A 13,191-nucleotide genomic window follows, 5' to 3' on the forward strand; every position below is an offset into this window, starting at 1 on the left:
ACCGGCTGGGTAACCATGATGACAGTATTATATTTCATAGCTCGGCGGATACTGCAGGCCGTTCCCATCGCCCTGATGGTGGTGGTGCTCAATTTTTTCCTGCTAAAAAGCGTACCGGGCGATCTGGCGGATGTTATCGCCGGCGAGGCCGGCGCGGCGACGCCCGAGTTTATGGCCCAGTTGCGCGCGCAGTTCGGCAGCGATCAGCCCCTGGCCGTGCAGTTCGTTTCATATTTAAAACACATCGCGCAGTTTGATTTAGGCTGGTCGTTCCGCTATAGCGCGTCGGTCAGCCAGTTGATCCTGGAACGGCTGCCCGCCACGCTGCTGCTAATGGGAGTATCGCTGGTGCTGGCGGTGATCCTGGGCATGATACTGGGGGTGATATCGGCGGTCACCAAACGCCCGTATGTTGAACGACTGATCGCGCTGTTGGAGACCCTAGGGTTTTCCATGCCGGTATTCTGGCTGGGCCTGATGATTGTCGTACTGTTCACCGTGCACCTGGGCTGGCTGCCGTCCAGCGGCATGAGCGAAATGGGGGCCGATCACCGCGGCTTCGCCCGCATTACCGATACCGTAAAACATTTGGCGATGCCTGCCGGCTGCCTGACCTTCAGCTATCTGGCGCTTTATATCCGGCTGATGCAGGAATCCGTACTTACCGTGGCGCTGCAGGATTTCATCCGCACAGCCAAGGCGAAAGGCTGTAGCCGCCGGCGCTTGATTTGGCGGCATATCGTGCCCAATGCCCTGCTGCCCATCGTCACTCTGACCGGCCTGCAATTCGGCGCCATGCTCAGCGGCTCGGTGACCATTGAAACCGTGTTTGCCTGGCCTGGCCTTGGTCAGCTGGCGCTGTCCGCCGTCACGACTCGGGATGTCAATTTGCTGCTGGGCATTTTGTTCGTCACCTCCCTGTTTGTGGTGATGGTGAATGTGCTCACAGAGGTGGTGCACGCCGCGCTGGACCCCCGCACCGGATTGGCGGGTAGCCGATGACTGAATTGTTGAGCGCCCTGCCCGGCGCATTACTCAAACGGCCCCGCGCCTGGCTGGGGGGATTGAGCCTGTTGCTGGTGGTCGCTATCGCGGTGTTCGCCCCGCTGCTGGCCGGGGACGATCCGCAGGCCATGGTGGCGCGCCCTTATCTGTTCCCCGGTCAGGATATCGCCCATGTTTTGGGCACCGATACCCTGGGGCGGGATATCTGGGCCGGCATCGCCTACGGCGCACGGCTATCGCTGCGGATCGGTTTAACCACCGGCTTGCTCACCGCGCTGGTCGGGTTGTTGATCGGCGCGGTCGCCGGCTATTTCGGCGGCTGGGTTGACAATCAGCTTATGCGGCTCACTGAACTGTTTCAAATTATGCCGTCGCTGATTTTTACCCTGGTGCTGGTGATTATCCTGGGCCCGACCGTCAATACCCTGACGCTGGGCATCGCCGCCACGTCCTGGCCGAACGTGGCGCGCCTGGCCCGGGGGGAAGCCCGTCGCCTGCGCAACAGCGACTTTATTCAAGCCGCCCACGTGATGGGGATGAGCGATTATCGCATCTTGATTGTCCATATCCTGCCCAACGCCCTGATGCCGGTGGTGGCCATGCTGGCGATGCTGGTGGGCCACGCAATCCTAACCGAAGCCGCGTTATCGTTCCTGGGACTTGGCGATCCGAACGTCGTGTCCTGGGGCAGCATGATCGGCCAGGGGCGGGATGTCCTGCGAAGCGCCTGGTATATGAGCGCCATCCCCGGCGTGGCGATTTTCTTTACCGTGGCATCGCTGAGCCTGCTGGGCGGCGCCATTAATGACTGGATTAATCCGCAGCGCGGGAGATTGCCATAATGACGTTAACCACACCCCTGCTGCAGGTGGAAGGCCTGCGGGTGACTTATCGCGCCCCTGGCAGCGAACCCGCCGCCCCCGCGGTCAAGGATCTGAGCTTTGAACTGGCCGCGGGCGAAACGCTGGCGCTGGTCGGCGAATCCGGCAGCGGCAAAACCACCACCGGCTATGCCCTGCTTGGCCTGTTGCCCGCGGCGGCGGCCGTCGAAGCCCGGCGCCTGGGTTTTGAAGGCACCGATTTGCTGCGGGCGGACGAACGCCGGTTGCAGCAGATCCGCGGCGGACGGATCGGCATGATTTTTCAGGATGCGCTTTCCGCCCTTAACCCGCTGATGAGCGTGGGCGATCAAATTTCCGAAGCGGTGCGGATACACCAGCGCGTCAACCGGCGCGCCGCCCGCCAGCAGGCGCTGGCACTGCTGCAAAAAGTGCGTATTCCCCAGGCAGAAAGCCGGCTGGACGATTATCCGCACCGCCTTTCCGGCGGCATGCGCCAGCGCGTGGTGATCGCCATGGCGCTGGCCGGCAATCCCTCGTTGCTTATCGCCGACGAACCCACCACGGCGCTGGACGTCACCATCCAGGCGCAAATCGTCAGTTTGCTGCTGACGCTGCAACGGGAACTGGGGATGGCTATTTTGCTCATTACCCACGACCTGGGGGTGGTGGCGGAAATGGCCGACCGGGTGGCGGTGCTGCGCTACGGCGAATGCCTGGAGCTCCAGAGCGCGTCCGCGCTGTACCGCGCGCCACGTCACCCCTATACCCGGCAATTGCTGGCGGCCCGGCCGCCGGTGGGAGGCCGGCCATGAATCCTGTTTTGCTCGATGTCCGGGATCTCAATGTGCGCCATCATACCGCCAGCGGCACCCTGATCGCCGTCGATGCCGTCAGTTTTCATATCGGCTACGGCGAAACGCTGGCGCTGATCGGCGAATCCGGCTGCGGTAAAACGTCGCTGGGCAAAACCCTGGTGGGCCTGCAGAAGGCCGACAGCGGGAAAATCCTGTTCCACGAGGTTAATCTGGCCCCGCTGTCGCGGCGCAAATTACGTCCCTGGCGCCAGGCGATCCAGATGGTGTTCCAAGATCCGCTGTCGGCGCTCGATCCGCGCCAGCGCGCGTATAAAGCCGTCGATTTGCCCCTGCGGCTGCACACCAGGCTCGACCGCGCCGGCCGGCAGGCCCGCATTCGCGAATTATTCGATCAAGTGGGGCTGGAGACCGCATTATTACAGCGATTTCCCCATCAGTTATCCGGGGGCCAGCGCCAGCGGTTAAATATCGCCCGCGCGCTGGCCCCCGCGCCGGAGCTGATTGTCTGCGATGAGCCGGTTTCGGCACTGGATGTCAGCCTGCAGGCGCAAATCGTCGCGCTGCTCGGTTCCCTGCAACAGCGCACCGGCGTGTCGTTTTTATTTATCAGCCATGACCTGTCGGTGGTGGCGCATATCGCCGGGCGGATCGCGGTGATGTATCTTGGCCAGATCGTCGAGATCCTGCCCAAAGATCGCCTGTGGACCCGGGCGGCGCATCCGTACACCCGCCTGCTGCTCAATTCCATCCCCGGCGCCAGCCCGGATACGCGACGGCTGCAGGCCATCCCGCCGGAAGATAGGGAGCCGCCCAGCCCGTACGCCCTGCCGCCGGGCTGCCGTTTCCAGCAACGTTGCCCGCTGGTGCAGCCGGTTTGCCGTGCGCTCGCCCCGCAGCTGCTTCCCCTTGATAAGACGCAGTCGGTGGCCTGCCATTTGCACAATCCGGCGATTATCCCTCCGGAGCCCGCCCATATCATTATCAGGAGTAGCCTATCGTGAACCCCCTTCATCATGCCCCGGACAGCGTGCCGGGATCGCCTGCGACCCCCGCCGGCCAGGATGGTCCGCCCACCGTCGACGCCCTGCTGGCCGCAGCGGATCGCCTGGCCGCGCAACTGGCCGAAACATCAGCCGGACGCGACGCCAACCGCGAACTGCCGGTGGCGGTTTTCGCGCAAATCCGCCGGCTGCGCCTGGGGGCATTGCGCGTCCCCGTCGCCTACGGCGGCGCCGGCGGCACCTGGCATGACGTGGCGCGCCTGTTTCTCCGTCTGGCCGCCGGCGACGCCAATATCGCCCAGGCCTTTCTTTCCCATTTCGTGGCGGTGGAACGCATACGACTGATGGGCAGCGAAGCGCAGCGGCAGGCATATCTGCCGCAGGCCGCGGCGGGCTTACTGTTCGGCGCGGCGACAGCGGAACGCGGCGGGCAGTACCGCGGCGAATTGGCCACGCGCCTGACCCGGCACGGCGAGCAGTACCGGCTCAACGGCACCAAGCAGTATTGTACCGGCGCATGGTATGCCGACCTGCTGAAAATCCGCTGTATTGACGGGGACGGCGCCATGATCTCGGCGCTGGTGCCGGCGGATCGCCCGGGCATCGTGCGTTTGGACGACTGGGACGGCATGGGGCAGCGCTGCACCGCCAGCGGCACGACCGAGCTGCGGGATGTGGCGGTCTTCGCCGGGGAAATCCTACCGATGGAGGCCTGGAAAACCCAGCGCCATCACGGCGGGGCCAGCGCCCAGATCATTCATTGCGCCATCGACGCAGGCATCGCGCTGGCGGCGCTGGACGATGCGGTTGCCTGGGCGCGCCGGGGGGTCAGGCCGGTGAAAGAGAGCGGCGTGCAGCAGGCCGCCGACGACCCGTATATCCTGCATGCGCTGGGACGCATGTCGGCCCGCGCCCGCGCCGCCGAAGCGATAGTGCTCAGCGCCGCCGATCTGCTGGAAACCGCCGCCGCGCTCCGCTTCGGCGCCGCGGGCGAATCCTCTTTGGCCGCCTGCGAAGCGGCTGCCGGCCATGCCTCGCTGGCGGTGGCCGAGGCCAAGATATGGTCGACCACCGTGTCGCTGGAAGTGGCGCAAATGCTGTTTGACATCGGCGGCGCCTCCACGACCTTGCGCACGCACAATTTCGATCGCCATTGGCGTAACGCCCGCACCCATACCACGCACGATCCCATTGCCTACAAATACCGCGCGCTGGGAGATTTCTACGTTAACGGCACCTTGCCGCCGCTGACTTTTTCTTATTAATCATCCGGGATGAAAACCTATGACAACCGATCCACGCAAGTTTAGCCGCCGTCAGGTTTTGGAGCTGATGGCGATTGGCGCAGGCACCATGGCGGCCTCGGGATTCCTGCCGTCGGCGCTGGCGGCCCAGGTGTCCGCCGCCGCCTCCGGGGAGGGCATCATCAAAGGGGGAACGCTGTTTGCCAACGTAAACCCCGAGCCCGCCGGCCTGGTGGCGGGCATTAATATTTCCAGCCCGGCGGTCGTGGTCTCGTCCAGCATTTTCGACGGGCTGGTAAGCTATGACAATAACTACCGGCCCCAGCCGCAGTTGGCCGAATCCTGGGAACAATCGGCCGATGGCAAAACCATCACCTTCAAGCTGCGCCAGGGCGTCAAATGGCACGACGGCCATCCCTTTACGTCCGCCGATGTGCACTATTCCATTCTGAACGTGGTGAAGAAAACCCATCCCCGCGGCGCCTCCAACTTCGCCAAAGTCACCGCCGTGGAAACGCCCGACGATTATACGGTAATTTTCCGGCTCAGCGGCCCCGCGCCGGTGCTCTGGTCGGTGCTGTTCGGCACAGAAACCCAGATTGTGCCCAAACATTTATATGAAGGCACCAATCCGCTGACCAACCCCTGGAACGCCAAGCCCATCGGTACCGGCGCCTTCAAATTCAAGGAATGGGTGCGCGGCAGTCATATCGTTTTGGAGCGCAACCCGGATTACTGGGATACCGGCAAACCCTATCTGGATCGCATTATCTTTAAAATGTTGCCGGACGCCGGCGCCAGGGGCGTAGCCTTGGAGAGCAATGAGATCCAATACGCGCCCAATAATCCAGTGGCCGAAAGCGACGTGGCGCGCCTGAGCCAAAACCCGGCGCTGCAATTGGATACCCGCGGCTGGGAAGTCCCCGCGCCGATTTTCTTTTTCGATTTTAATTTCAGGCGCAAAACCTTCCAGGATATCCGCGTCCGGCAGGCCTTCGCCCACGCCATCAACAGGCAGGGGCTGGCGGAGATTGTCTGGTATGGCCTGGCCAACGTCGCGGAAAGTTGCGTGCCGAGCTTCCAGAAACAATTCTTCAAGCCCGGCTTGCCGCAGTATGAATTCGATCCGAAAAAAGCCGAGCAATTGCTGGATGCGGCCGGGCTGAAACGCGGCGCCGACGGGGTGCGGCTGCGGATTAACCATATTACCGAGGTCTCTTACGGGCAGGTCTACCTGCGCGCCGCGGAATATATGCAGCAGCAGCTCAAACATATCGGCGTCGAAATGGAGTTGGTCAATCTGGAGCTGGCGGCCATGATCCGCCGGGTCTTCGGGGAATATGATTTCGATACGTTTTCCCAATGGTATTCCGCCTATCCAGACCCGCAAATCGGGGTCACCCGCCGTTTCTGGACCAAGAATATCAAACCCGGCACCCCGTCGAGCAACAGCTCCGGTTACTCCAATCCGGAAATGGATCGCATCATTGAAGGCATCCAGGAGGAAGGGGATGTGACCAAACGCAAACAGTATATCGATCAGATGCAGGAATTGGTGCAAACCGATGCCGCATCGATCAATTTACTGGAGCTGAAGTTCTTCGGGTTTTATTCCAAAAAACTCCAGGGCCTGCGCAAAGGGCCCATGCTGTTCTATTCAAGCCTGGCCGACGCCTGGCTGGAGAAATAACATGCCGACGACGTCCCTGACACCCCCATTATTAATGGCCCGGGCCCGCGAACTGGGCCAGGAGCTGGCCTGCCAGGCGGCGGAGCATGACCGCCTGGCCAAGGCCAATATGCCCGCGTTCGAGCATATCCGCCGGCTGCGCCTTGGCGCGATGCGCGTTCCCCGCCGCTATGGCGGGGCCAACGGCGAGATCGGCGATGTGGTGGCGCTGATGATTGCGCTGGCCAAAGGCGACCCGTCGGTGGCGCAATCCCTGCTGCCGCATTTTGTGTTTGTCGAGCGCACGCTGTTGATGGGTACGCCGGCGCAAATCACTGCTTATCTTGACCAGGTAGCGCAGGGGAAACTGGTGGGCGGCGCATCGGCGGAATTGGGCGGCGCGTTCCGCGGCGAGGTGCGCACGCTGCTAAGCCGGCACGGTGATGCGTATCGCCTCAATGGCCTGAAACATTACAGCACCGGCGCGCTGATGGGCGACCTGCTGAAAGTGCTGGCGGTGGATGAACAGGGCGAGACGGTGCTGGCAGTGGTGCCGGCGGATCGCCCCGGCATTATCCGCCACGATGACTGGCAGGGCATGGGCCAGCGCGGCACCCTGAGCGGCCGCACCGAACTAAATGACGTGCTGGTGGATGAAGCGGAAGTCATGCGGGCGCAGCGTTGGCAAACCGAACGGCATCACACCGGCGCCGCTTCGCAAATCCTCCATTGCGCCATCGAAGTGGGCATCGCCATGGCGGCGCTGGATGATGCGGCCGCCTGGGCGCGCGGCGGCGTGCGGCCGGTGAAGGAAAGCGGCGTCAGCCGCGGCCGGGACGATCCTTATCTGCTGCATTATGTCGGGCAAATCGCCGCTCAAACCCACGGAGCGCATGCATTGGTGCTGGCGGCGGCGGCGCAAATCGAGCTGGCCGCCCGGGCGCGTTTCGCCGGCGCCGGCGCGCAAGAGATAGAGCGGCTGGCCGTGGAAGCCTCCATCGCCACCGCCGAGGCGAAAGTTATCGCCACCGAGGCCGCCCTGTTCGCCGGCCAGACCTTATTCGACGTGGGCGGCGCGTCCACCACGCTGCGTAAGCATGATTTCGACCGGCACTGGCGCAATGCCCGCACCCATACCACCCACGATCCCGTGGCCTATAAATACCGGGCGATCGGCGATTATCGGCTGAACCACCGGGCGCCCCCCATCGGTTATGGCTATTGATGCCGTTATGGTGGGATAACCCGTTTCCAGACAATTCAGAGACCCTATGATTACCACTATAACTGCCAGCACCCTTGAACAATGGCTGGACGACAGCGGCGAACTGGCGCTGTTTGATGTGCGCGAACATGGACAATTCGGCGAAGGGCATCTGTTTTTCGCCGCATCATTGCCTTACAGCCGGCTGGAACCCGAGGCGGCGAAGCTGGCGCCCAACCCGTCGGTAAGAGTGGTGGTGTACGATGCGGGCGAAGGCGTGGCGCAGCGGGCCGCCCGCCGTTTGCGGCAACTGGGCTACAGCGCGGTGCATGTGCTGGCCGGCGGCGCCCAGGCCTGGGCCGCGGCGGGCTACACATTGTTCCAGGGGGTTAACCTGCCGTCCAAAACCTTTGGCGAATGGGTGGAAACACGGCGCGCCACCCCCCACCTGAGCGCCGACGAATTGGCGCGCCGGCAGGCCGCCGGCGACCCGTTGATCGTGCTCGACGGCCGCCCGTTTGAAGAATACCGGCAAATGAGCATTCCGGGCAGCATTTGCTGTCCGAACGGCGAACTGGGCGTCAGGGTCGACGCCCTGGTGGCGGATCGGGCCACCACCATTGTGATTAATTGCGCCGGGCGCACCCGCAGCATCATTGGAGCCCAGACCCTGATCGATCTGGGGATCGCCAATCCGGTGTTGGCGCTGGAAAACGGCACCCAAGGCTGGATGCTGGCGGACCGGCCGCTGGAACATGGGCAGCAGCGGCGTTATCCCGACGCGCTGCACGCGGATAACGCCCGGGTCCGGGCCGCGGAACGCCTGGCGGCCCGGGCCGGCGCGGCGTGGATCGGCGCGCGCGATATCCGGCAATGGCGGCAAAAAAACCATACCGTCTTTTTACTGGATGTGCGCACCGCCGAGGAATTTGCCAGCGGAAGTTTGCCCGGCGCCCGCCATGCGCCGGGCGGACAGTTGCAACAGGCCACCGATCAATACCTGGGGGTCCGAAACGCCAAAGTGGTGTTATTCGATAATGACGGCGTCCGGGCGCCGGTCACCGCGAGCTGGCTGCGCCAATTGGGGCATCAGGCCTTTGTGCTGAAAGGCGGACTGGCGCAAGGGCTGGCCGACGGGGTGTCCCTGCCCCGGCCGCAACCCGTCGGGGTCCCCGCCTGGCCAACGGTGAGCGCGCGCGAACTCGCCGGCGAGCTGGACCGGGGGCAGCCGGTGGAAATACTGGACCTGCGCGCCAGCCAGCACTACCGCAATGGCCATATCCCCGGCAGCCGCTGGTCGATCCGCCCGCTGCTGGATCGCTTGCCCGCCGCCGGGCCGGCAAAAATCGTCCTGCTGGCGGAGGATGCGGCCCTGGCCGCCTGGGCCGCCGCCGATATCCCCGCGCCATTGCAGGCCCGGGTATATTTGCTGGCCGGGGGATTTGCGGCCTGGCGGGACGGCGGCCTGCCGGTGGCCGTCACCCCCGACGCGCCCGCTGACGCCGAACGCATTGATTATCTGTTTTTCACCCATGACCGCCACGCGGGCAATAAAGACGCCGCCAGGCAATACCTGGCCTGGGAACAGGGCTTATGGGATAGATTACACGCCCGGGAACGGGCGGTATTTAAACCCCTGCCCGGGTAATAATGCCCGGCCGGGTTAGATTTATTCACCGCGCCACTGTAGGGATCGAGGCGCAACCCCAAGGAGGCCCTCAGGCCTCCTCTGGCGGATTTAATTCAGCGCAATACGGGCGACACTATCCGGCCCTTGGGTAGAATTATCTTTGTTAAACGCCTGTTTTAAAGAAACATACAGCGTTTCACCGTCCGCTGATACCAACAGGCTGTTCGGATGGGTGTCGAACGACCAGCTCTTTTTCAGCGCATAACTGGTGGCATCCAGTTGCAACACTTTCTTCGACCCACGCTGACTGATGTAGATCTCATTGCGTTTGGCGTTGAATTTAATCCCCAACGCATCACCTTCAATACGTTTGATCACTTTGCCGGTGCGCTCATCAAGCACCAGCGTGGTTTTGGCTTTCGAGTCATCGGTGACGAACAGGCGGCCGGTGGCCGGGTCTTCCGCCATATTGAGAAACAGATACTCTTGGCCATTATCCGGCCTCCAGCGCTGCTCAATTTTGTGGCTGCGCGGATTGATAACCACAATCTCACCCGCGCCATTGGCGGCATAAATGCGATCGGTCAGCGGCGAATAGATAATGCCGGTCACCCATTTCCCTGCGTTTTTGATGGTGGTTTTTACTTTGAAAGCGTGGGTGTCGATCACGGTAATGAAGCCCGGATCAGCCACACGACCGACATACAACTCGTCGCCGTGCAGGAATATCTCACGTGCGCCTACCGCATCGCCGTCTTTATCTTTACCGCCACCCAGCATCAAGCGTTGCAGCACTTTGCCGCTCTGCGCATCCACTTTGGACAGGCTACCATCCAGTGAATTGGTGGTATAGAACAGGCTACCCTCGCCATCGATGGCCATGCCGAAGTTTTTCAGATCGGTATGGGTCTCGCCTTTAGTCGCCAGGGTAGCCGGGTCGAGGCGATACAGTATGCCGCCGTTCACGTCCTTAAAACTCTGCGCACTGGCAACATACAATGCGTTGGCGGCCGCGGAATACGCCAGTTCATACAGCCCATCGCCTAATACACGCTGTTTAACTGTCTGATCAACCGGTGTTGCCGCAGCAGCAGCCACCGGACTTTCCGCTTTTTTGGCCGGCATCTGGCAAGCAGTCAGACTTAAAGAGGCAACGACCGCAGCAGCAACCGCGGCTTTGCCCGGACTGAAAAACGATTTCATTCTGTACTCCATCAATGGATGAACGGTTTCCGGCGGGCTATCGCCGCGCGGACAGGTCAAAGAATGAATGAGAATAATACACATTCGCGAAAACTAAGCAAATCCATTCGAGCGATGACGCGCAACGCCGCGTCCATTTACATTTAGAAATGAAACTTATTAATAATTATTAAAGCAAATGATTATCATTGGTATTCTCAACTGGTGCGCATTTTTACTTTCCGTGCTTCGCAATGGCAATCTTTTCCCGCTATTTCGGGGTCACCACCTAAAACAACAAAAGCAGTATGACAGCGGGTCACGCTTATTTCTGACGGGTAAGGTTATGTCTTTGAATCGCAAGGAAACTCGCGCCGAATCACGCGCGTCCGACATCCGTAAAACATTCACGATGTCGTTGCTGGCAATGGTGGTACATGCCCTGCTCAACCCAATGCCGGCGCAGGCAACCGAAACAGACAACACGACAACCACCGGCGATGACCAGCAGAAGCTGGTGGTGTACGCAAGCCCCGACAACAAGGTTGCAGAAGAGAAACAGGACTACCAGGTACCCACCACGCGCGCTGGGACCAAACTGCTGCTGACGCCACGCGATGTGCCGCAGTCCGTCAGCGTGATAACTCAGCAGCGTATGCAGGATCAGCAGTTGCAAACCGTTACCGATGTGCTAAATAACACCACAGGTATCACCAGCAACCTGGTTGACAGCGAACGCTCCGAGTATTTTTCCCGCGGCTTCAAAATCACCAACTTCACCTTTGACGGCATTCCCACTTCGGTTGGCGATGCGTGGAACTACGGCGACGCCGCTTCAGATACGGCGATTTATGACCGTATTGAAGTGGTACGCGGCGCCACCGGCCTGATAACCGGCGCAGGCAGCCCATCGGCGTCCGTTAACATGGTACGTAAGCATGCGGACAGTAAAGAGCCCACCGGCACGGTAAGCGCCAGCTATGGCAGTTGGAACAAACAACGCTATGTTGCCGATGTTGCCGGCCCGCTGAATGATGATGGATCGGTGCGAGGTCGTGTGGTGACAGGCTACCAGGATCAGGACAGCTGGCTGGACCGATATCAGAAAAACAAAAAATTTCTCTATGGCGTGGTGGATGCGGATATCACTGATCACACCACCCTATCGCTTGGCTACGACTATGAGGACGCCGACACCGCAAACCCCACCTGGGGCGGCCTGCCGATGTTTTACAGCAATGGTTCACTGACGCACTACAACCGCAGCCTGAACTCCTCCGCCGACTGGACGTCTTATCACACCAACGCGCGCAAAGCGTATGCCGACCTGGTACATAGCTTTGATAACGGCTGGAACGTCCACGTTAATGGTACCCACGCCCAGAACACTTTTAGCGATAATCTGCTCTATGTCATGGATTATCCGGACCAGAGCACCGGCGAAGGTGTGACCGGTTACGGCAGCATGGACCGAGGCAAGCGTGAACTGACCTCCGTGGATGGCTACGCCAGCGGTCCGTTCAAGGCGTTTGGTCGCCGGCATCAGTTGATGGCCGGAATCAGCTACAGCCGCCAGCATAACGCCACCTACAGCCAGGACGGCATTACCGATCCCGACAATTACAACATCGCCGCCAGCGATATGGGCGCGTTTAACAATGGCTGGAATGGCAATATCGCCGAGCCGGAATGGCAGGGCTGGTATCTGAACGCGGATGATGTGATCCGCCAGAAATCAGCGTATACCGCCGCGCGCTTCTCTCTGGCGGACCCGCTGGCGCTGATTGTGGGTGCGCGTTATACCCAATGGAGCACCAATGGCAGCAGCGGCGATATGGAAAAAAACAACATCACGCCGTACGCGGGCCTGGTGTATGACATTAACGATACCTGGTCGGCCTACGCCAGCTATACCTCGATCTTCCAGCCGCAGACCTATCGCGACAGCGCCGGCCGCTATCTGTCGCCGGTTACCGGTAAAAGCTATGAAACCGGCCTGAAATCCGCCTGGTTGGATGGGCGCCTGACCGCCTCGGTCGCGGTGTTCCGTATCGAGCAGAACAGCGTCGGTACTGAACAGAATGGTGTTTATGTCAATAACAGCAGTGAGCAGGCCTACAAGGCAACCAAGGGAGCACGGAGCAAAGGGGCGGAATTTGAGCTGAACGGCGCGCTCACCGATAATCTGCAGTTGACGTTTGGCGCGACGCGTTATGTCGCGCGCGATAAAGAGGGCCGTTATAATCCGGACCAGCCGCAAACCGATTTCAAATTGTTTACGCGTTATCAAATGCCCATGTTGCCGGACCTGGCCATTGGCGGCGGCATCAACTGGCAGAACCGCGTGTTTGAAGATGTGACCGGGCCGGATGGCAGCACCCGGCGCGTTTATCAGAGCAGCTACCCGTTGGCGAACCTGTTTGCACGCTACCAGGTCACCAAACAGGTAGCTATACAGGCAAACGTTAATAATCTGTTTGACCGTACCTACTACACCTATATGAACAACTACGTTTACGGCGAGCCGCGTAATTTCTCGGTCAGCGCGTCTTATCAATTCTGATGCAGAACCACCGGGCCCTGGCTTAACAGGGCCCGG

General features: G+C 61.0%; 10 protein-coding genes. 9 read left to right on the plus strand and 1 reads right to left on the minus strand.

Annotation, left to right across the window (positions count from 1 at the left end; genetic code table 11):
• Positions 1–15: 15 nt before the first annotated feature.
• Genes ACL2XG_RS06470 through ACL2XG_RS06505 form a run of 8 tightly spaced genes read left to right on the plus strand, consistent with a single transcriptional unit; the run spans position 16 to position 9,428 of the window.
• Positions 16–1,002 carry an ABC transporter permease gene (locus tag ACL2XG_RS06470; RefSeq protein WP_410015508.1) on the plus strand — a complete coding sequence of 329 codons (987 nt, stop codon included), beginning with the start codon at positions 16–18 and terminating at the stop codon, positions 1,000–1,002.
• A complete protein-coding gene (locus ACL2XG_RS06475; RefSeq protein ID WP_413722569.1) occupies positions 999–1,847 on the plus strand; it encodes an ABC transporter permease in 849 nt (282 codons plus the stop codon). The genes ACL2XG_RS06470 and ACL2XG_RS06475 overlap by 4 nt, the downstream gene beginning before the upstream one ends.
• Positions 1,847–2,659, plus strand: a complete 813-nt coding sequence (locus ACL2XG_RS06480) for an ATP-binding cassette domain-containing protein (protein WP_410015510.1) — start codon at positions 1,847–1,849, stop codon at positions 2,657–2,659. Before ACL2XG_RS06475 ends, ACL2XG_RS06480 begins: the two co-directional genes overlap by 1 nt.
• Positions 2,656–3,663, plus strand: coding sequence for an ABC transporter ATP-binding protein (locus ACL2XG_RS06485; RefSeq protein ID WP_413722568.1), 1,008 nt, complete (start codon positions 2,656–2,658; stop codon positions 3,661–3,663). The genes ACL2XG_RS06480 and ACL2XG_RS06485 overlap by 4 nt, the downstream gene beginning before the upstream one ends.
• A complete protein-coding gene (locus ACL2XG_RS06490; protein WP_413722567.1) occupies positions 3,660–4,928 on the plus strand; it encodes an acyl-CoA dehydrogenase family protein in 1,269 nt (422 codons plus the stop codon). Before ACL2XG_RS06485 ends, ACL2XG_RS06490 begins: the two co-directional genes overlap by 4 nt.
• A 19-nt stretch (positions 4,929–4,947) precedes the next feature.
• Positions 4,948–6,597 (plus strand): ABC transporter substrate-binding protein, encoded by a 1,650-nt coding sequence (locus ACL2XG_RS06495; RefSeq protein ID WP_410015513.1) that lies wholly within the window; start codon positions 4,948–4,950, stop codon positions 6,595–6,597.
• 1 nt (position 6,598) lies between these two features.
• Positions 6,599–7,801 (plus strand): acyl-CoA dehydrogenase family protein, encoded by a 1,203-nt coding sequence (locus tag ACL2XG_RS06500; RefSeq protein WP_413722566.1) that lies wholly within the window; start codon positions 6,599–6,601, stop codon positions 7,799–7,801.
• A 46-nt stretch (positions 7,802–7,847) separates the two neighbouring features.
• Complete coding sequence (locus ACL2XG_RS06505) at positions 7,848–9,428, plus strand: rhodanese-like domain-containing protein (protein WP_413722565.1); 1,581 nt, start codon at positions 7,848–7,850, stop codon at positions 9,426–9,428.
• Positions 9,429–9,518: 90 nt separating this feature from the next.
• Here the strand turns inward: ACL2XG_RS06505 and ACL2XG_RS06510 are convergent, their stop codons facing one another.
• The gene (locus ACL2XG_RS06510; RefSeq protein ID WP_413722564.1) at positions 9,519–10,613 is read right to left on the minus strand and encodes a hypothetical protein; all 1,095 of its coding nucleotides are present in this window, start codon (positions 10,611–10,613) and stop codon (positions 9,519–9,521) included.
• A gap of 325 nt (positions 10,614–10,938) precedes the next feature.
• Between ACL2XG_RS06510 and fhuE the strand changes: the two genes are divergently transcribed.
• Positions 10,939–13,155, plus strand: a complete 2,217-nt coding sequence (gene fhuE, locus ACL2XG_RS06515) for a ferric-rhodotorulic acid/ferric-coprogen receptor FhuE (protein WP_413722563.1) — start codon at positions 10,939–10,941, stop codon at positions 13,153–13,155.
• The last annotated feature ends 36 nt before the right edge of the window (positions 13,156–13,191 follow it).

The organism is Sodalis sp. RH24, from assembly GCF_047324145.1.
Classification (GTDB): Bacteria; Pseudomonadota; Gammaproteobacteria; order Enterobacterales; family Enterobacteriaceae; genus Acerihabitans.